17 protein-coding genes and 1 pseudogene are annotated in these 19,111 nt (G+C 65.8%); 6 read left to right on the forward strand and 12 right to left on the reverse strand.

The window, feature by feature from the left end:
* Window positions 1-209 (reverse strand): class I SAM-dependent methyltransferase (locus tag BKN37_RS29700; RefSeq protein ID WP_341271923.1); only part of this gene is annotated, 209 nt, incomplete at its 3' end.
* A gap of 302 nt (window positions 210-511) precedes the next feature.
* Window positions 512-1,558: pseudogene (locus BKN37_RS27540) on the reverse strand (RNA-guided endonuclease InsQ/TnpB family protein); the annotation flags it as partial.
* A 22-nt stretch (window positions 1,559-1,580) separates the two neighbouring features.
* Between BKN37_RS27540 and BKN37_RS02795 the strand changes: the two are divergent.
* Entirely contained in the window at window positions 1,581-2,621 is a 1,041-nt protein-coding gene (locus BKN37_RS02795) for an MFS transporter (protein WP_071021066.1), read from the forward strand.
* 424 nt (window positions 2,622-3,045) lie between these two features.
* On the opposite strand, the gene BKN37_RS02800 is transcribed toward BKN37_RS02795, so the two are convergent.
* A complete protein-coding gene (locus BKN37_RS02800) occupies window positions 3,046-3,612 on the reverse strand; it encodes a hypothetical protein (protein ID WP_242657057.1) in 567 nt (188 codons plus the stop codon).
* Between the two features lie 647 nt (window positions 3,613-4,259).
* On the opposite strand from BKN37_RS02800, the gene BKN37_RS02805 reads away from it, so the two are divergent.
* Window positions 4,260-5,141, forward strand: coding sequence for an SDR family NAD(P)-dependent oxidoreductase (locus BKN37_RS02805; RefSeq protein ID WP_242657058.1), 882 nt, complete (start codon window positions 4,260-4,262; stop codon window positions 5,139-5,141).
* 126 nt (window positions 5,142-5,267) lie between these two features.
* Here the strand turns inward: BKN37_RS02805 and BKN37_RS02810 are convergent, their stop codons facing one another.
* The 8 genes from BKN37_RS02810 to BKN37_RS02845 all read right to left on the reverse strand — a co-directional run bounded on the left by BKN37_RS02810 (window position 5,268) and on the right by BKN37_RS02845 (window position 15,705).
* Window positions 5,268-6,761, reverse strand: coding sequence for an amidohydrolase family protein (locus BKN37_RS02810; protein ID WP_071021074.1), 1,494 nt, complete (start codon window positions 6,759-6,761; stop codon window positions 5,268-5,270).
* A 189-nt stretch (window positions 6,762-6,950) separates the two neighbouring features.
* Entirely contained in the window at window positions 6,951-7,862 is a 912-nt protein-coding gene (locus BKN37_RS02815) for an LLM class flavin-dependent oxidoreductase (RefSeq protein ID WP_131823512.1), read from the reverse strand.
* 23 nt (window positions 7,863-7,885) lie between these two features.
* Window positions 7,886-8,722: an enoyl-CoA hydratase gene (locus BKN37_RS02820; protein ID WP_071021080.1), complete on the reverse strand. Its 837-nt coding sequence runs from the start codon at window positions 8,720-8,722 to the stop codon at window positions 7,886-7,888.
* Between the two features lie 2 nt (window positions 8,723-8,724).
* Complete coding sequence (locus BKN37_RS02825; RefSeq protein ID WP_071021084.1) at window positions 8,725-10,221, reverse strand: aldehyde dehydrogenase family protein; 1,497 nt, start codon at window positions 10,219-10,221, stop codon at window positions 8,725-8,727.
* Window positions 10,218-11,888 (reverse strand): AMP-binding protein, encoded by a 1,671-nt coding sequence (locus BKN37_RS02830; RefSeq protein WP_071021087.1) that lies wholly within the window; start codon window positions 11,886-11,888, stop codon window positions 10,218-10,220. Before BKN37_RS02830 ends, BKN37_RS02825 begins: the two co-directional genes overlap by 4 nt.
* Complete coding sequence (locus BKN37_RS02835) at window positions 11,888-13,585, reverse strand: thiamine pyrophosphate-requiring protein (protein WP_071021091.1); 1,698 nt, start codon at window positions 13,583-13,585, stop codon at window positions 11,888-11,890. The genes BKN37_RS02830 and BKN37_RS02835 overlap by 1 nt, the downstream gene beginning before the upstream one ends.
* 21 nt (window positions 13,586-13,606) lie before the next feature.
* Window positions 13,607-14,554 carry a TIGR03620 family F420-dependent LLM class oxidoreductase gene (locus tag BKN37_RS02840; RefSeq protein WP_242657059.1) on the reverse strand — a complete coding sequence of 316 codons (948 nt, stop codon included), beginning with the start codon at window positions 14,552-14,554 and terminating at the stop codon, window positions 13,607-13,609.
* The gene (locus tag BKN37_RS02845; RefSeq protein WP_165618284.1) at window positions 14,551-15,705 is read right to left on the reverse strand and encodes an amidohydrolase family protein; all 1,155 of its coding nucleotides are present in this window, start codon (window positions 15,703-15,705) and stop codon (window positions 14,551-14,553) included. The genes BKN37_RS02840 and BKN37_RS02845 overlap by 4 nt, the downstream gene beginning before the upstream one ends.
* Window positions 15,706-15,955: 250 nt before the next feature.
* Here BKN37_RS02845 and BKN37_RS02850 point away from each other — a divergent pair, with 250 nt between their 5' ends.
* A complete protein-coding gene (locus BKN37_RS02850; protein WP_071021097.1) occupies window positions 15,956-16,345 on the forward strand; it encodes a PPOX class F420-dependent oxidoreductase in 390 nt (129 codons plus the stop codon).
* A gap of 6 nt (window positions 16,346-16,351) precedes the next feature.
* Here the strand turns inward: BKN37_RS02850 and BKN37_RS02855 are convergent, their stop codons facing one another.
* A complete protein-coding gene (locus BKN37_RS02855) occupies window positions 16,352-16,960 on the reverse strand; it encodes a TetR/AcrR family transcriptional regulator (protein ID WP_083341538.1) in 609 nt (202 codons plus the stop codon).
* Between the two features lie 152 nt (window positions 16,961-17,112).
* Between BKN37_RS02855 and BKN37_RS02860 the strand changes: the two genes are divergently transcribed.
* The 3 genes from BKN37_RS02860 (at window position 17,113) to BKN37_RS02870 (ending at window position 19,049) form a co-directional block, all read left to right on the forward strand.
* Entirely contained in the window at window positions 17,113-17,448 is a 336-nt protein-coding gene (locus BKN37_RS02860; RefSeq protein WP_071021101.1) for an NIPSNAP family protein, read from the forward strand.
* A gap of 120 nt (window positions 17,449-17,568) precedes the next feature.
* Window positions 17,569-18,336 carry an SDR family NAD(P)-dependent oxidoreductase gene (locus tag BKN37_RS02865; RefSeq protein ID WP_071021104.1) on the forward strand — a complete coding sequence of 256 codons (768 nt, stop codon included), beginning with the start codon at window positions 17,569-17,571 and terminating at the stop codon, window positions 18,334-18,336.
* A gap of 191 nt (window positions 18,337-18,527) precedes the next feature.
* Window positions 18,528-19,049 carry a VOC family protein gene (locus BKN37_RS02870; protein WP_071021106.1) on the forward strand — a complete coding sequence of 174 codons (522 nt, stop codon included), beginning with the start codon at window positions 18,528-18,530 and terminating at the stop codon, window positions 19,047-19,049.
* Window positions 19,050-19,111: the final 62 nt, after the last annotated feature.

The following is a 19,111-nucleotide window of genomic DNA, read 5'->3' on the forward strand; positions in this document are numbered from 1 at the left end:
TCCCAGAACCGGGTGCGGACCACGATTTGCAGTGTGGATCGTTCACCGGTTTCGGCGATGGCCGCGGCAAGCATCCGGCGGCCCGGCTCCCCCGCCAGTTTGGCGGCGAACGGATCGCTGAACAGCCGGTCGTCGCGGGCCGATTCCCGCGCCCGGATCGCCGCGACCAGGATTCCGGTGCCGGCCACCGCGTCTGGTGTCGTGTCCATTCCGCCATGATGCGGGACCAGGCCCACGGCTGGCTTGGATATTTTTGCCGCCGCTTACCGCGTTGCGTCGGCCGCAAGTCCGACGCAGGAATCCTTGACGTGCTCCCCGCCGTGAATGGCGGGGATTCCCGTGCGGCTATGCCGCTGTTGGGGGCGCTTCCTGCTTCATCGCCCTGTGCCTCCCGAGTGGTGGGAGGACTTAGCGGGGCTCCACAGGCGTTTCGTCTCTCCGCCCGCCCGGCGGCGAGAATGACTTTGGCGGCGTTGTGGTCGCGGTCGTGGACGGCCCGGCACGCCGGGCACGTCCACTGCCGGATTTGCAGCGGCAGTTCGTCGAGCCGATTCCCGCATGCTGAGCATGTTTTGCTCGACGCCAACCACCGCGACACCGTGTGCATGGTGCGCCCGTAGCGGTTGGCTTTCTCGCCGATGATCCGCACGAACTGGCCCCACCCCGCATCTGAAATCGCCCGAGCGAGGCGACGGTTTTTGACCATGCCCACAATGTTGAGGTCTTCGACGTGGATTACTTGGTTCTCGCGCACCAACGTCAAAGCCTGCTTGTGGTGGTAGTCCCGCCGGGCTCGGGCGACCTTGCCGCGCGCAATGGCGACCTTGCGCCGCGTTTTGTTCCTGTTGTTCGATCCTTTCTGCCGGCGGGACTTCTCCCGCTCCAACCGTGCGAGTTTTCGCTGTTTGCGGCCCAAGTGCTTCGGGTTCGCAACGTCGGCTCGTTGCTCGTCGGTGGTGGCGATTGTCGCCAGGCGGGTAATCCCCACATCCACCCCAGCCTCCCGGCCGATTGCCGGCAGCGGCATGGCGGGCACTTCGACGACGAAGCTCGCGTAGTGGTGGCCGTCGGGTTCGCGGATGATCGTGACCGACGATGGTGTGCTGGGCAGCTCGCGTGACCAGCGCACCCGGACCTCGCCGACCTTGGCCACAAACAACCGGCCGTTGGGCTTCAGGCTGAATCCGTTGCGGGTGAGCCGAAACGACTGCCGGTGATCCTTGCGCGATTTGAACCGTGGCCGGCCGACCTTGCGCCCCCGCCGCTTGCCGGACCGGGAGTCGAAGAAGTTGCGCCAGGCCCGCCGGGAGTCGTTGACCGACTGCACCAACGCCACACTGGGCACCTCGCATAACCAGCCTCGCTCCTCGGTGGTCTTCGCCTGGGTGGTCACCCGGCGCTGGATCTCGCTGTCCGACAACTTCACCCCCGCCCGATAGGCCTCGGCGCGCACCCGCAGCGCGTCGTTGAACACCACCCGGCAGCATCCGAACACCCGCGCCAGCATCGACTGCTGGGCCGGTGTCGGATCGATGCGATACCGGTAACGCATCTGCATGACCCGACCGTAAGGCCTGCCTATGACAACCCCGAGCTATCGCCGCGCCCGGCACCGCGTGTTGCTGCTGCACGCCCACCTCGTATTCGTGACCTGGGCCGCGACGATCCTGGGGCCGCCGCTGGGTGGTGCCGCCATCGCCGTGCTCGGCCCGGCCTGCACGGTGCTGACCAATGCGGTCAGCTTCCTGGTGTCGGCGGTCGGAATCGGCGCGATCGGCGGCACCGAAGCGCGCCCGCCGCGCGCGGGTGGGCACCGGGCCCGCGACCTGCTGGAGGGGTGGCGCATCATCGCGGCCCACCCCACCCTGCGACCGCTGTTCGTCAACACCGTGGCGGTCAACGGCCTGATCATGGCGCCCGCCCCGCCGCTGGCGGCGCTGATGCTCGGGCCGCTGAGCTTCCCGCCCTGGCAGTACGCGCTCGCGTTTGCGCTGCCCTGCCTGGGCGGCATCGTCGGTTCCCGGCTGGCCCACCCGCTGGTGGCGCGTTTCGGCCAGTCCACCGTGCTGCGCAGCACCGGCGTCCTGCGGACATGCTGGCCGCTGGGTCTGGCCGCGGTGGTACCGGGGTTGCCCGGACTCGTCCTGGTCATCGTTGTGCAGCTGGGCCTGGTGACCTGCTGCGGCATCTTCAATCCGGTCCTCGCCACCCACCGGCTTGAGCAGCTGCCGACCACCCACGCCACCCGCGCCCTGTCGGCGTGGTCGATCAGCACCAAGGTCAGCATTGCGGCGCTGACCGCCGCGTGGGCCGGGCTCGCCGCGCTGGCGGGGCCACGCCTCGCCATCGCTGCGGCGGGTTATTGCTGCTGGCAACACCGCTGCTACTTCCGCAACGATCCCCATCCCGGGACTCCGAGAAGACGCTCACGAAAGCGCGCGCCGGTTGAAGCGGCGAGCGCCACACCGGGCCAGCCGTTAGGCGACCTGCCAGTGGCCCGCACCATCTCGGTAGAAAAAGTAGGACGGGCAATACTGCGCGTTGGTTTCCCCGGGACAGGGCGTGCCGTTATAGGTAACGGTGGTGGTGTGGACAAAGCTGCTGGGCGGCAATGCACTTGACTCCAGGCCTTGCGTGGTCGTGACCGACACGAGCGCCTCCACGGGGTACATCGGGCTCGCGCCCTGGTCGGGGCGAGCACAGCGAACGCACCACGGCTGCGGTGGAGGATTCGGGTGCACCTCCGGGTGGCCGACAAGGATCGGACCCACGAATTGGACATCGACCGTCGAGTCCGGTGGATGCCCGGCGTTGTAGAAATCCATCAGGGCCTGCTTGATCTCCGACTCGACGGGAGGCGGCCCCAGTTCGCCGACGTCGGCATGAGACTCGCCTACACCGAACGCCGTCATGGCGACGACGCACGCGGCCAGCAAGTCCCCCACCAGCGAAAGTCGGCCGACCAAACGAGGCGCCGACTGCGCAAACCCACGCCTGGATAGCTGACGTGCGGCACCCACTACGCCTCCTCTGAGGATTTGGCCGTTAGTCACAAACGTGCGATCGCTCGATCTGGCTGGCCCAGCGTTTGACGCGCTGCTGTGACGGGCCGTACACCCACGCGGTGTTGCGCGCCCGGATCCCAACTCCAACATTGGACAACTCTTGCCAGAGCCGATAAAAGGGTTCCGCCTGGTAGAGCGGAAAGTACATGTCACCGGCGAAGTCCTGGCTTATCGTGAACGCCTCGGCGCGCGGCGCGAGGAAAGCCACGGCCTGTTCGACGTTCGAAGCCACGTTGTCCGCCTGCGCCTGGATCGTGCCGACCGTCCAATCATTGTTGGCCTGCAGCAGGTTGAATCCGAATTTGTCCATCTGGCGCCGCAATTCGAGATACTGCGCGTTGAACCACTGACACATCTCCCGCTCCGCGTTGATGTCGGCATCGGTGACGTTCTTGCGCGTTTGGTCATAGGGATACGGGAACTGGGGGGCCCAATTGCTCACGTGCGGGGTGAACTCCGGCATCAGCGGGGGCGGCGGATCCGATGGATCAGCGCTTGCTGGACCTCCCGCCATACCGACCGCCACCACGACCATCAGCCAAGTCACGACCGCGTATGCACGGCGCCTTACCGCGGTCGACGACGATCCGGCTGCGGCATGCGATCGTCGACCACTATGAAGGGCGCGTGTGGCTACCATCCTCGTTCGACCAGCCGACGCGCCACGTAGGTCCGAGAACCGCCGAGGACCATGGGTAGTGCCTCAGAGGTGGGCAACGCGAGCCCTAGCCCGCTGCCTTCGACACAATGGGCCTGCGCGCCATACGGTCCCACCGCCAACGCGAGTGTGCCGCCGGTGCGCTCACGCCGCTCGAGAGGATCGCGAAAGCACCACGTCCACGAGCCCTCATCCGTCGCGAAGCACAGCTCGATGTAATCGGCCCGGGCGGGACACCGGCGGACAGATTCGAGGGCAGCCGGAATGAACCACTTGTCCTCCAAATGCGAACTGCAGCACAGGGGCTTCGGCATGCCTGACTCCCTCGTCTTAAAGGCCAGCAGACCGGACACCGAACCTCCTCGTATCCAAAGTCACCCCGGGTCGCGCTTGTGATCTATCTGACACTTGCATATGTCAGTTTGCCGCGGGCGGCCGCCCCCGTCAAGGGTCGAATTTGGCCGACTCCCCCTGCACTTGTGGCCAACGGCCGAATTCTGACATTGCCACATGTCAGACTGAGCTATCCTGCTGTCATGACTATGAACTGGCCTGCAGGACAGGCGGCATTCGTTACCGGGGCGGCGTCGGGAATCGGACTTGGCATCGCCCGGGCGCTCGTCGCCGCGGGCGCCAAGGTGGCACTTGCCGACATCGACGACGCGCGTCTCGCCGACGTAACCGAGGAGTTGACTGCTGCCGGCGGCACCGTGGTGGGCGTGCAGCTCGACGTGAGCGATGCCGACCAGTGGTCGGCCGCGGCCGATCGGGCCGAGGAAGCCCTCGGCCCGATCTCGATTCTGTGCAACAACGCAGGCGTAAACGGGGGCGGACTGATCGATGAGACTCCGCTGAAGGTGTGGCGCTGGATCTACAGAATCAATATCGAGGCGCAGTTCATCGGGGTATCGACGTTCCTGCCACGATTCAAGGAGCGCGCGGGTCGTGCCCAGATCGTGAACACAGCCTCCATGGCGGGCCTGGTGCCGATGGCTCGCGCCGGCGCCTACTCATCGTCGAAGTTCGCCAGCGTCGGTTTCTCGATGGTGCTGCGCGATGAGCTGGCGGGCACCGATATCGGGGTATCGGTGCTATGCCCTGGCACGGTGGCCACCCGAATCAACGCGACCGCCGGAGCGGCAGAGGCCCAGCTGCTTGGACAGGCGATAAACACCGCCGCAGTCGAGGGCAACGGCGCACTATTGGCGCAGGGAGCGGATCCGGACCGCGTTGGCGAGCAGGTCGTGGAAGCCATGCAGCATCGCCAGTTCCTGATCATCACCCACCGCGACTGGGAGCCCCTCGTCACCCGCGTGCACACCGAGATCGCGCGCACCTTCCGGGAGTTCGACAACCGCCACGGCCCCGATCACACCGCGCAGATCCTGGCCCAGGGCACCAGCCCGGTGGTGACGTAGCTGCGAGCCCGATGGACGCTGTTTGGGCGTCCGCAGTGGCTGAGTCACTGCGGACGCCCAAACATACTGTGGTGGCGGCGTTTTCATCGGCATTGTCGCTCCACCTGGACCGCCACCCGGGCTGCGTTACGCACTCTTCCCGGCGGCCAGCGCCTGGGTCGCCCCGGCCCGGTCCGCCTCAAACGCCTGGTTCATTTGATCGACATCAAAATTGACCGGCTTGTTGATCCCGGCCCGGAATTCGAAGTGCCTGATCAACTTCGGATCCACCGGCTGGCCGTTGAACAGCTGGCCCGGCAGCGGGCCAACACGCTTGGCCGTCTTCTCCAACAACGCCCGGTCCAACCCGTAGAAATCGATGGCGTTCTCCCCCAGGATCGCGCGCGCCTCAACCTCGGGAACCGAGCCCAACGTGGTCCGGATCCAATCGTGCGTGTTCGGCCAGGTCCCCTCGAAATGTGGGAAATCGCTGCCGAACATCATCTTGTCCAAGCCGACCTCATGGCGCACCGCCACATCGCCATACCGCATCAACGACGTCCCGACCGCGCAGTGGCGGGCCCAGTATTCACTCGGTGTCAGCTTCATCGGACCTGGATTGGCCGCATGCGCACGATCCAAGTACGCCAGCGTCGCCGGCACCCAATCGGCGTGGATCTCCTGGAAGGCCACCTTGAGCTTCGGGAAACGGTCGAACACCCCACCCCACATCAACTGCCACAGCGGCCGCCGCTCTCCGAACGTCTCGAACAACTCGCTCAAAAACGAGTTCGTGCCGCCCGCGTCAGCGCTGGCGTCCGGGTCGAACTTGGGCAGGAGGTTAGGGTCGATCGCCGCCAAGCCTTCCTTGCCGGCGGTGTCGGCCGAGTCCCCTTCGGTACGGCTGAACACGCTGCGCACCATCTCGACAACACCGCCCTGCGGGTTGCCGAAACCGGCGTGGATGTGCACGACCATGCCCAGGTCCTGGCACGCCGCCCACATCGGGTCCCACCACCCGTCGTACAACGCCGGCAAATCGTCTGGCGTCCCCGGCATCATCGGCGGGAAAATCGCGTGGAAACCCGCTTGCCGGGCGCGCGCGATGTCGGCCACCCCGGCATCCCAGTCCGGCCACGGATAGATCAGCGGCACCCCCAACAAGCGGCCCGGAGCCTCCGAGCAGAACTCCTCCAAGAACCGGTTGTGTGCACGGGCGCCCGCTACCCGTAACTCGTGCGAACACCGGGAATTCTGCACATCGTTGAACGGCACGAAACCGAGCGGGCCGAACGGATGCAAAAACTCGGCCGCAATGCCCTCGGCCTCGACCTGTCGAAGCCGCCATACCGGATCGAAATAGCCGACCTCACCCGCCGCGGACACCACACCGCGCTTGTCGTAAATCTTCAGCGCGTCAGCGGGGGCCGGATACCCGGTCAGTTCGACGACCTTGTTGATAACCGCGACATCGTCGAGGTAGCCGCCCCACGAGTCGTGGTATTGCGGATCGAGATAGTTCTTGTACATCTTCGGCGGCAAACACACATGCGAGTCCGCCGACACCATCGTCAGCGGCCGCAACTCCGGGCGTGACAGGGTGTCCGCGTCGGCGTCCCGCACATCAAAACTGACCCGCATCCTGAGTCGCCTTTCCTTGTTGTGATTTATCTGACATTTGTATATGTCAGTTTGTTGCATTGAACAAGGCCTGTCAAGCGTTATCCGTGGTGTAGCCCACTCATTCGTCAAATACCGCCGCACAACACAAGATTCGGCGGGCCTACACCGCAGCAGGATTCAGATGTTGTCCATGCCAGGCGGCAGCAGTCATGCGAGCATCCGGGTAGCTTCGGCGAGCAACTCAACCTGCCGAGACCAGTTACCCACCAACGTGACAGTCACCCGTTCAACTCCGGCCTCGCGTAGGGCGGCCAGCTCCTTGGCGATTTCAGCCGGAGATCCCGTCACCACCATCGCGTCAGCGACCTCGTACGGGAACCCGTACATGCCGGCCGGGTCTGCCACGGCTTCCACCGCGGCCCGGCGGTCAGGCATCGCCGGGTCGCCGGAGATGGAAGCCATCACGAACCCGGTGATGGTCGGCGTCGGCCGGCCGCTCGCCGCGGCCAGTTCCGTTAGCATGCCGCGGACCCGAGCGATCTCGGCCGGCGGTAACGGCAGGCCGAACCAGCCGCCAGCCTCGACGGCCCGGTTGAGGGCCGGTTGCGACAGCCCGCCCACCAGAATGGGTGGGACGGTGGCGCCGGGCAACAACCGGAACTCGATACCATCCGGCCCCTGCGAACGACGGCCCGAGATCAGATCAGGAAGCGCACGTAAGGCCGTATCCGTCAACCGTCCCCGCTCGCGTCGGGAAATTCCTACCGCCCCCCAGGAACCCGGATGTCGGTCCTCACCGATGCCGACACCGAGGATCACCCGGTTACCGGACAGATGCTGCAGCGAGGCGATCTGCTTGGCTACCCAGACCACCGGCCGCAGGGGAAGCACCATGACGCCGAAGCCCAGCTTGACCCGTTCGGTGGCCGCGGCTACCGAAGCCAGAACCGTGGTGCTCTCGAGGAAGGCCATCTGGCTGCCGACAACCAGTTGGTCGATCACCCATACCGACTCGAAACCAAGGTCCTCAGCCTGTCGGGCGGCCGCGACGACATCCTGGGGCACTGTCGTGGCCGGACTCATGCTGGGCAGGAAAACCCCGATGGTCGGTCCAGACACGCTGTGTTCCTTGCTTTCCAGAGTCAGAAACGAAACGTCTTCGCCATGAAGTCTGGATCGATCAGCATCCCGTGCACCTGCTGATTGTGGCTGTGGCAGAGCTGGTGGTACGCGAACGATGTCTGCATAGCGTTGACGCGCCCCTGGTTGTCCTGGGCGACGTTGACCGCCTCCTTCGCCAGCTTGAGCGCAAACAGGGGCTTGTCGGCGATCCGCGACGCCAATTCCAGCGTGAACGATTCCAGCTCGCCAAGCGGGACAACATGGTTCACCATGCCGAGGCGGTGGACCTCCGCGGCGGTGAGGAAGTCCGAGGTAAACAACATCTCCTTGGCCTTCCGGACACCGACCTCGAAGGGGTGATTGAAGAACTCAGCGCCGGATACGCCCATCGACACCGTGTTGTCCTGGAACAGTGCATCGTCGGTGGCGACGATCAGGTCGCAGGGCCACACGAGCATGAGGCCACCGGCGATCACCTTGCCCTGCACGGCGGCGATCGTCGGCTTGGGGAGGTTGCGCCAGCGCTCGGACAGCCCGAGGTACATCTCCTTCTCGACAGCCATCTGCGACTCGGCGCCGGCGCAACCGAAGCCGCACCAGGTGCCGATCCGCTGGTGGTCGGTCACCACCTGCAGCGCGTCATGCTCGCGCAAATCATGTCCCGCTGAGAAGTGCGGACCGTTCGCAGCAAGGATGACAACGCTGATTGAATCATCCTGCGCAGCATGGTCGAACGCGTCGTTGAGTTCGTACAACATGCGCATGCTCTGCGCGTTCCGCGCCTCAGGTCGATTGAGCACGATCCGGGCGACCTTCTCGGCCGGCCGCTCGTAGACGATGGTCTCGAACTCGCCCACGGTCAGCCGGCCCCGCCCTGATCCTGAAGTTGGGCGGTGGTGCCGGCCAAAACGGCGGCCGCGGTGGCAGCAACGCCGTCGGCGCGCTCGGGTGTCAGTGGTGGAACGAAGGCGCTGGCCAAGACGTTCGGCAAGTCGTGCTGGGCGACGGGGCGCTGGTGGGAGAACGTGTCGAAACCGGCCTTGCCGTGGTAGGCGCCCGAACCGCTCATCCCGACACCGCCGAACGGCACCGCGTCATTGACATACGCCAGCCCAAAGTCGTTGCGTGAGACGGCACCCGACGTGGTCTTCAGCAGGAATCGCTGAAAGTCATCGGTGTCGCCGCCGTACCAGTACGACGACAGCGGGTGTTCGCCGACGGCCGCGTAGCCGATGGCCTCATCGACGTGGGAGTAGGTGTGCAGCACCAGCACCGGGCCGAAGATCTCCTCGGCGTTGATCTCGGCGTCCGCCGGGGTGTCGAGCAGCAGGGTGGGTGGGAAACGGCGCGACCCGGCGTCGGGCAGCCGATCCTTCTCCGCCTCCGGCACGATCACGATCTCCGCGGCGCCCTTGGCTTTGGCGTCCTCGACGAGTCCGGTGACCCGGGCGTAGTTCGCGTCGTTGATGATCGACACCACGTCGGGGTTGTCGAGGAAGGTCGGGAGGTAGCTGAGTACCGCCTTCTGGTAGGCCTCGATGAAGGCCTGCTTGTTCGATTCGGGGACAAAGGCGTAGTCCGGGCTCAGGCACACCTGGCCGCTGTTGACCAACCGGGCGGCGGCGATCCGCGCCGCGGCATCGGCGATGTCGGCATCGGGAGCGACGATCGCGGGGTTCTTCCCGCCGAGCTCAAGCGTCACCGGCACCAGGTTTCGGCCCGCGGCGGCGGCGACGAGGCGTCCCACCTTCGGTGAGCCGGTGAAGAAGAGGTGGTCAAACCGCAGGTCGGAGAACGCCGTCGCGGTCTGTAGCCCGCCGTTGATGACCGCCACCTCGTCGGGGCTCATCCGGGAGGCCACCGCGCGGGCGAACACCGCCCCGGTGCGCGGCGTCATGTCGGAGAACTTGATCATCACCCGATTGCCGGCGGCGAGTGCTTCGACGGCCGGCAAAAACACCAGCACGACCGGGAAGTTCCACGGGCCGATGATGCCGACCACACCCTTGGGGCGATTCTGGACGAAGGTCGGGATGGCGCCGCCCATCGCGGCCGGCACCGCGGTCGGGGCCATCCACGCCTCGAGCTGTTCCCGGTCGTGTGCAATCGTCTGCAGCCCGCCCAGGATGTCGAGCTCCATCGAGGTCGTCGCGGGCCGGCCGCCGAAGTCGGCGTCGAGCGCCTCGGCGAGTTCGGAGGCGTGCTCCAAAACGGCGGCGACGAGGCGGTCTATGCGGTCGCGCCGGGTCGCTGCGTCGGGGATCGGATCGGCGGCCTGGGCGGCCCGCTGGATGTCGAGGAGACGCTGCAGCTCCGCCGGCGCGACGTCGACGATCGATTCGGTGGCCATGGTCATCGGCTCAGCTCCTTTTGTGCGGACAACTCGTGTGCGGCGATCTCGGTGGCCCACCGGTAGTCGGCCTTGCCCGCCGGGCCGCGGACCACCGCGTCCACCCGGACAATGGCTTTCGGCAACTTGTACCGGGCCAGCCGCCGTTGGGCGTCAACCAACAGATCCTGGTCAGTCGGGTCATGCCCAGGGAGTAGCTGGACGACCGCAACGACCTCATTTCCCCATCGCTCGCTCGGCCGTCCCACGACGAGAACATCGCGGATCGCGGGGTGGCCGATCAGCGCGTCCTCGACCTCCTCGGCGAAGATCTTCTCTCCGCCGGAGTTGATCGTCACCGAGTCGCGCCCTAGGAGTGCAATGGTGCCGTCGGCCAGGTGACGCGCCCGATCGCCGGGCAGTGCCATGCGACGCCCAGCGATGGTGGGAAACGTGCGCTCGGTCTTGGCGCGGTCGCCGAGGTACCCGAACGGAATGGGTCCGGATCGGGCCAACCATCCGGTCGCGGGGTCGCCCGGCGCGAGGATCCGACGACACTCCTCATCGACCACGCAAGTGCCCGCCGCCGGGGTAAAGACACCCGAGGTCGCCGGCGCCGCGCTGGTGCTCAGGTTCGTCAGCTGGGAGCCGGTCTCCGAGGAGCCGGCGATGTCCGCGATCCCGACGTGCGGCAGGAGTCGCAAAATGCGGTCCTTGACCGACGCGCTGGTGACCGCACCGCCCACGCCGACCAGCTGCAGGGAACGCCCGTGGTGACCGCCGCGCTCGAACTCGTCGCACAGCGGGGTCGCAAACGAGTTCCCGACGAGGTTCACGATCTGCACACCTTCACGGTCGATCACCTCCCACACCGCTGCGGGGTCGAGCCGATCCACCACGTCGGGGAACACGACGGTGCCCCCGGACAGAACACCCGATAGCGCGAGCCATTGGGCGGCGCCGTGCATGAGCGGAGGCAACGGCAGCACGACTCGCCGGTCGCTAGCCAGGATTCGGCCGACGCCCTCGGGAAGCGACGTCACGTCGAAGATGCCATCCGGAAGGAACCCGGCCAAGGCGCTCTCGACAATCTCTCCCTGGGCCCACATCGTTCCCTTGGGCATCCCGGTCGTGCCGCCGGTGTACAGCAGGTAGAGGTCGTCGGGCTCCGGTGCCGTCGCCGGGGCCGCGGCGCTGGAGGCCGACAGCGCGTCCTCGTAGTCGAGGGCACCGGGCAGCAATGCATTGCCGGATTCGTCGGCCACCTGGAGCAGAAGTTCCGGCCGCTGGTCCAGCGAGTCGAGGACCGACGCGAGCGTCGGGGCAAACCGGGCGTGGTAGATGACGACGCGTGCCGCGGCGTCATTGAGCAGGTAGGTGAGCTCGGCCTCGACGTAGCGGTAGTTGACGTTCAGCGAGGCCGCGCGGGCCGCCGCGGCGCCCAACATCCCTTCCAAATACTCGTTGCCGTTGTGCAGGTACAGCGCTACATGATCCTGGCCGGACTCCCAGGGCTGCAGCTCGGGGCGCTCCCGGTGAACGGTGATCCCATGGGAGAGCAGAAGGTTCGCCAGGCGGTTGATTCGCTCCGCGACGTGGCGATAGCTGAAGCGCCGATCCCGGAACACGATGCAGTCGCGCTCGGGTAACGCCGCAGCGACACCGGCGAACAACGCAGCATGGTTGTATCGCATCACTTGCACCGGATGTCGACGAGTGCCTGACGCCGCTCGTCGCGCACGACGCGCAGCGCCTCCTTCAGCGCACCCACGAGCTCACTGCGGTGACGGACGGTCGCGCCGTAACCGCCCGACGCGGTGCAGTAGGCCGCGAGGTCCGGCGAGGGCGAGAGGTCTGAGAAGCGTCCCTCGCCGGTGGCGACCGCTTCGCCCTCCGGATAGACGAGCTGCGTCGCCATGTCGACGGCCCACCAGTTGATGTTGTTGGCGATGATCGTCAGCACCGGCAGGTTGTGCTTGGCGGCCGCATGGTGGCACGCCGCGGGGTTGGCGAACATGTAGGCGCCATCGCCGAGCGTGGCGACCACGGTGCGCTCCGGCGCGGCGTACTGGGCGCCGAGTGCTGCCGGCAGGCCCCAGCCCAACCCGCCCGATGCGGGCAGGAAGTAGTACGTACCGGGCTTCGTGCGGTTGAGGAGGCAGGCGGTTGCCACGTACTCGTTGAAGACGATGTCGTCCTCGTCGAGCAGCTCACCGAGGACGGCCGAGATCGCCGCCGCGGTGATCGGCTCATCTGCATCGCGGCCGTTCTCGTCGCGCCGCTGGGCGTCGATGCGGCCCTGACGTGCCGCGGCCGTAGCACGGATCTCCTCGGCGCGACTCTGGTCGATACGGTCGGCGCGGGCCTCCAAGGCCCCGGACAGCCGGGTGAGGAATGCGGCCGGCGTCGCGCTGATGTTCAGATCGGAGCGATGCGACCGGATCGGGTAGGTGGCGTACAGCGGATCGACCCCGACCTGAGCGATGTAGGTGTCGGCGGGGGGCGGCGTGTGTGTCTCCATCCACGGCACGTCGCTCTCGAGGAAGACGATCACATCGGCCCGGGCGAACACGGTGGCCGCTACGTCCATGTTTGCGACGCGGTGCGGATGGTTGTACGGGATGTTCAGGTACCGGGCCCACGGATCGGCGATACCGATGCCGAACCGGGTGGCGAGGTCACCGAGCAGCTCGACGGATTCGGGCTCGATCCCGTTCGCCGTGGCCACGATGACCGGGAATTCTGCGGCGGCAATACGATCGGCGAGCGCCTCGATGGCGTCGGGATCGGGTTGCACGGTAGCCGGAACGGGGGTGCGCGCGACCGGCACCGCCGGGGCCTGCGCCGGCTCGGCCAGAACCTCACGGGGCAACGCAAGGTACACCGGCCCCTGCGGGTGGGCGATAGCAACGCTCAGAGCGCGATCGACAACGGACTCGACCTGGCGGGGGTCGCGCAGTTCGTAGTCCCATTTGACGAATTCACGGACCAAACTCGCCTGGTCGAACATCTCCTGCGACCAGTGGATGGGCAGGTCGCGGGCTCCGATAGCGCCACCTTCGAGGATCGGTGACCGACCGGCGGTGACCAGCAGTGGAATCCGGTCCCGGGCGGCGTTGGCAACCGAGCATGCGGCGTTCGCCGTACCGACGTTGACGTGCAACATCAGGGCCTGGGGCCGTCCGGTCACGAGCGCGGCACCGTGGGCCATGCCGCCGGCCAGGTTCTCATGCGCGCACAGCACGGGCGTCGGCAGCGCCGGGTTGTTGTCCTTGTTGAGCGCATAGGCTTCGACGATCGGTGCGAAGTCGGTCCCCGCATTGACGAAGAAGTATTCGATGCCGTGCTCGACGAGCGCGTTGAGGTAGCGGGTAGCAGCGGTCTGCGACATGGTTATCTCTCTGTTTCGTGCTTAGGACGTGTATTGGGCGATACCTGATCTGGTGCGCAGCGAGGGGATGACCGACGCGAGTTCGCGCCACTCGGCCATCGGCAGATACTGCAGGTCTCTTGTTCGCACCTGTACGCACACGTGGTCGGCACCGGCGTCGAGGTGCTCCTGCACCCGGGCGGCGATCCGATCGAGGGAGCCCCAGGCGACGAGCGCGTCGACCAGCCGGTCGCTTCCTCCCCCGCCGAGATCGTCGTCACCCCAACCCAACCGGCGCAGGTTGTTGGTGTAGTTCGGCAACGTCAGGAACCGCTTCATGAACTGGCGGGCGACCTGGCGGGCCGCGGTCGGGTCGGTCTCGAACACGACGGTCTGCGCGGGGGCGAGCAGCGCGTCGTCGCCAAGCACCTCGCGGGCGACCGCGGTGTGCTCGACCGGGACGAAGTACGTATGCGCACCCACCCCACGCTCGGCGGCCAGCCGCAGCATCCGCGGCCCGAGTGCGGCCAGCATCCGCTGGGGTGCGACTGACGCTGGCGCGCCCCAGAATTCGCTGGCATCCATCGTGTCGAGGTAGTCGACCATCATGCTGTAAGGCTTGGTGCCGTACCGGCCTTGATGTGCCCCGTCGACCACCGGCTGATGGCTGACCCCCACGCCCAGCAGAAACCGTGCCGGGAACGCCTCGCTCAGGGTGCGCCAACCGGCGTTCATGGTCATCGCGGTGCGGGCGTGCAGGCTGGCAACGCCGGTGGCCACCGTCATCCGAGCGGTGGCCCCCAGCAACAGCGCAGCGTTGGCGAACGGCTCCCGAGCGACCGCCTCCGGCACCCACAGCGCGCCGAAGCCTAGGTCGTCGAGCTCGGCGGCCACCTGCCCGGCGCGGGCCATCGGCTGCACATCGAGCAGAAATGACCAGATTCCGAGCGGACCGAGCTGTGGGATGGAAGCCTGGTCAGCGATATTCACGGCAAGAGCCACTCGGCATTCGTCCGGAAGAACTTCGCCGTGATCTCCTCGCCCAACGGCTCGACCTTCGCCAACATCTTGTTCATCGAGTCCTTGGTGCCCTCGACATGCGGGTAATCGGTGGAGTAACAGAAGACGTCGACCAGGTTCGGGTCGTCCTGGATGTAGCGGTGGACGGGTTCGAAGTTGAACGGCGACACCCGCACGTTGCGCGCGACGTACTCCGACGGCTTCATCGGGTATTTGGCGGCCGCGGAACCGGGGAACACCTCGCAGTACATGTCCATGCGGCGGGCGGCCGGTCCGACCCAGTGGCCACCGACCTCGAAGAGTCCGAGGCGAAGCCGCGGAAACCGCTCGAACACGCCGCCGAGGACGAGGGCGTTCAGGTAATTGTCGATCGCCATGTGGCAGGTCGCGAACATACCGATGTTCGTGTTCGGGATCTCCGGAGACTGGAACAGATCCTGGAAGGTCTCGGCGAACGTCCACCGCGGGTCCAGGAAGAAGAACTCGGTGCCGATGTGCAAAGTGGCGGTGACGTTGTTCTCCTCCAGTAACCGCCACAGCGGATCCATCACGGAGTGCGCTGGCGACACGCCGCCGGGCGGGACGTCGGCCTGCAGATAGACCCCCTTGACGCCACCGTCGATGAGCCGCTTGATCTCCCCGATCATGTCGTTGACGTCGTCGCTGGTGGGGATGATGCCGACCAGGCGGATCCGGCCGTCGGCGAGGTTCGCGTTCTCGATCGCCCAGTCGTTATATGCCCGCAGGAACATTTTGGAGAATTCCGGCCGCGACAGACCCTCGAGCATCGAAGTGTCGCCACCGAAGCGCTGCTCGAAACCGAAGTCGGTCATGCCACCGACCATCATCGCGGCGATCGCCGTGGTCGGAAACACCAGCTGCTTCTCGATCCCCATCGCGTCGAGAACCTCGACCCGCCGGTTCAAGTCGATGGCGCTGGGCGCCTTGGGCCCCTTGACCTTCCAGATGGAGTCCGAGTCGATCTCCATGACGTCGTCGGCCTCGACGTGCATGTTGGTGTCGGTGGGATCGGGGCGCAGCCGGTCGGTGGCCTCGAAGAGCGCGCCCATGATTCGGCCGGGCTGGCCGAAATAATCTCCGAGCCGAGTGCTCGGGATCATCTCGTGAGCGTCAACATCATGCGCCAGGAGCTTCATTGCAACCTCTCCAACTTGGGGTTTCGCGGGTAAGGGCTGGGACGGGCTCGAGTCGGTCGTGGCGATACCCACGTGCGTCGCGCCAGTCCGACGGACTTGATAGATTGCTCTAGTGCGATCAGACAATCACAATTGTCTGACCTCGTCAACCCTCTGCGGGCGTTCTGACGAGGCCCGCCGACACCTGATGCGATATCCGATCGGAAAGGGAGCCATGCCGACCATCCCCGACACCCACCGCGACCTTGTCGAGGCGCCGCTGATCGCGTCATTGGCCACCGTGGGCCCCGACGGGACTCCTCAGGTGACCGCGATTTGGTTCGTGGCCGAGGGCAATACGATCGAACTATCCCTGTTGGCCACACGGCAGAAGTACAAGAACATGGTTGCCCGGCCGCAGGCGACGCTGTTCCTCATCGACCCGAAGAATCCGTTCCGGACCCTCGAGATCCGCGGAACGGCGGAGGCGGGCGAAGACCCGGACCTGGCGCTTTTCGAAAAGGTCGTCCGGCATTACGGCCACGAGCCGGCCAGCTTCCCCGTGCCCAACGAAGGCCGGGTCGCCATCACCTTGCGACCGACGCGCGTGGTGGCCCAGGGTTGAGCGGGCTTACTTCTTGTCGGAGAGCCCGGCGGCGACGGCGCGCGTGGCGGCCCGCCCGGCAGTGCGCATCGGCGCAGACGACCGCGTGGTGCGTGAGAGCAGCACCGAGCCCTCGATCAGGCAGAAAACTTCCTCCGCGACCTCGCGGGCACGCTCGGCGGTCATCCCTGCCGTCGTGAAGCGCTCCTGGAGCACCTCGAGCCACGACTCGAACGCGTCGGCGGCGGCCTTCCGCATCAGCTCGTCATTATTGGCCACTTCCAACGCGATGGTCGCGACCGGGCAGGCATAGCCGTAGTCGGTTTCCTCGAGCAACTTCGCCGCCCGAACGAAGGAGTCCGCGGTCGCTTCCACCACGTCCGCCCCGACCGGGTACACCGACTCGAGCAGTTCCCGGTAACGCCCACCGCCATACGTAAGGGCGGCGGCACCTAACTCCTGCTTACCGCCGGGAAAGAAGTGGTACAGCGAACCGTAAGGAGCCTCGGCCGCCGTCAGGACAGCTTTGATGCCTGTTGCCCCGAAACCCTGCCGACTGAACAGATCCATGGCGGATTCGAGCAACCGAACCTTGGTTTCGGCCGGCTTACCGTTGGTCGTCGCGGTAGTAGACACCTGGCCAGACTACCTCTAGATCAATCTGTTGTCCTGCCTGACCTGGCCAATTCCATGTGACATCTACCGTAGCGGCCGGCGTGAGTGAGCTAAGCGACCTCCCCCGGCACGCGAACGTTGACGCCCGCTCGACCCGAAGATAGATTGATCTAATGGCAGACACGCGTGTTTTTGAACTCCGTACCTACGAAGCAGTACCGGGCAAGATCGACGCGCTCGTGGCTCGCATTGGCGATCACGCCGCGGCGCTATTCGAGAAGCACGGCATGACCAATATCGGCTTCTGGGTGCAAACCGACGACGATGGCAAGGCCACCGACACCCTGACCTACATCGTGGCCCACGCCAGCCGTGAAGCCGCCGCCAAGTCGTGGGAAGCCTTCTGGGCCGATCCCGAATGGGCAGCCGCGAGGGCCAACGGCGAACAGGTCACCGCCGGCGCCACCTCGGTTTTCATCGAGCCCACGGAATACTCGAAAATCCGTTGATCCCAATGCGAGATCCCCACCGCCGGCGGTGGGGATCTCGCATTGTTCGCACCCGTCGCAGTCCCGCGGCGCGGAAACCTGACAACCTTCCGGTCCGCCCGGACGACTCCGAGGATTTGCATGTCTTCCCTCTTTGATCTCACCGGACACGTCGCCCTGGTCACCGGGGCCAACTCCGGCATCGGCTTGGGCATGGCGCACGGGCTGGCCCACAGCGGCGCCGACGTTTGCGTCTGGGGCACCAACGTCGAACGCAACAAGTCCGCCGCGGAGGAGCTGGCCAAGCACGGCACGCGGGTACGGGCAATCCGCTCCGACGTGGGTGACGAGGACGCGGTCGCGACCGCCTTCGCCGAGACGCTCGATCACTTCGGCAGGGTCGACTCCTGCTTCGCGAACGCGGGCGTGCGCGCACCCGACATCTCCTTCCTCGACACGACTCTCGCCGATTTTCAGGGAGTCACCCGGGTGAATCTCGACGGGGCATTCCTGACGCTGCGCACCGCCGCGCAGCACATGGTCGAGCGCGGCGGCGGGGGCGTGCTGGTGGGTACCTCGAGCGTCTCGGCGCACCATGGAACTCCACGCGGTCATGCCTATGCGGCGAGCAAGGCCGGTTTGGCGGCGATGATGCGCAGTTGCGCCATCGAGTTGGCGCGGTACCGGATCAACGCGCATTCACTGGTGGTCGGGTGGACCGAAACCCCACTCATCTCTCGGGAATTGAGCAATCCGGCATTCGAAGAGAACGTGATGAAGCGCATGCCGCAGCGCCGCTGGGGCGAACCCAACGATTTCGCGCGGGTCGCGGTCTACCTGGCCAGCGGGATCGGCGGCTTCCAGACCGGCGACGAGGTCGTCGTCGATGGCGGGTACATGGTTTTTTGACCAGACCCAGTACCAGGACGTTCGACAACCGTGCTGTCGCGCCGTCCTCGGCCAATCCGACAGCGCTGGTGCTTGAGCTTGATAGATTGATCTAGTAGCCTGGTTCCTGCTACTCGGCCGCCGGCTGCCTGATGAGAACTCGCCCATCGTCGCCGCATCAAGCGGCATCGGAATATCGAGAGGTTTGACCAATGATCAAGATCGACAGGATCGCGCACGTCGTCATCAAAGTCCGCGACATGGAGAAGTCGCTGGACTTCTACACGCGCGTACTCGGGCTGAAGGTGATGGGCGAAATCCCCCCGGTGGTCAAGTTTTTGTCAACCGGACGCGACCACCATGAGTTGGGCCTCGCCGAAGTCGGCGCCGAAGCTGTTCCCGTCGGGCCGTTCCACCAGATCGGGATGGAGCATTTCTCCTTCCGGCTGGCCAACGAAGATGATCTGCGCGAGGCCTACGACACTCTGGTGCGCGAGAATGCCAAGATCGCCTATACCGTGAATCACGGCGTGGCGAAGAGTGTCTACTTCTACGACCCCGACGGCAACCAGCTCGAGGTATACGCGGACAACTCCCCGGAGGAGGTCGCGTCCTTCGAGAATCCCTACGGTGGCATGGAGAAGCTCGACTTTGCCCAGGACCAACCGTCGTTGATGGATTCGATCGTGGCGGCACAGCAGGAAATGGCTGCGGCGGCAGCACCCAAGGACTGATAGGCCCAGCTGGGGCACCGTTAAGTAATTCACCAGGACTGGCTCGACGCTAAGCGTCGAGC

The sequence above is a fragment of the Mycobacterium talmoniae genome (assembly GCF_001854525.1).
Lineage (GTDB): Bacteria > Actinomycetota > Actinomycetes > Mycobacteriales > Mycobacteriaceae > Mycobacterium > Mycobacterium talmoniae.

Bases quoted from the DNA above. Each gene is read 5' to 3' on its own strand.
- BKN37_RS02795 (WP_071021066.1), top strand. From the start codon at position 1,581: ATGACAACCCCGAGCTATCGCCGCGCCCGGCACCGCGTGTTGCTGCTG.
- BKN37_RS02805 (WP_242657058.1), top strand. From the start codon at position 4,260: ATGACTATGAACTGGCCTGCAGGACAGGCGGCATTCGTTACCGGGGCG.
- BKN37_RS02810 (WP_071021074.1), bottom strand. From the start codon at position 6,761: ATGCGGGTCAGTTTTGATGTGCGGGACGCCGACGCGGACACCCTGTCA.
- BKN37_RS02825 (WP_071021084.1), bottom strand. From the start codon at position 10,221: ATGACCATGGCCACCGAATCGATCGTCGACGTCGCGCCGGCGGAGCTG.
- BKN37_RS02830 (WP_071021087.1), bottom strand. From the start codon at position 11,888: ATGCGATACAACCATGCTGCGTTGTTCGCCGGTGTCGCTGCGGCGTTA.
- BKN37_RS02835 (WP_071021091.1), bottom strand. From the start codon at position 13,585: ATGTCGCAGACCGCTGCTACCCGCTACCTCAACGCGCTCGTCGAGCAC.
- BKN37_RS02845 (WP_165618284.1), bottom strand. From the start codon at position 15,705: ATGATCCCGAGCACTCGGCTCGGAGATTATTTCGGCCAGCCCGGCCGA.
- BKN37_RS02850 (WP_071021097.1), top strand. From the start codon at position 15,956: ATGCCGACCATCCCCGACACCCACCGCGACCTTGTCGAGGCGCCGCTG.
- BKN37_RS02860 (WP_071021101.1), top strand. From the start codon at position 17,113: ATGGCAGACACGCGTGTTTTTGAACTCCGTACCTACGAAGCAGTACCG.
- BKN37_RS02865 (WP_071021104.1), top strand. From the start codon at position 17,569: ATGTCTTCCCTCTTTGATCTCACCGGACACGTCGCCCTGGTCACCGGG.
- BKN37_RS02870 (WP_071021106.1), top strand. From the start codon at position 18,528: ATGATCAAGATCGACAGGATCGCGCACGTCGTCATCAAAGTCCGCGAC.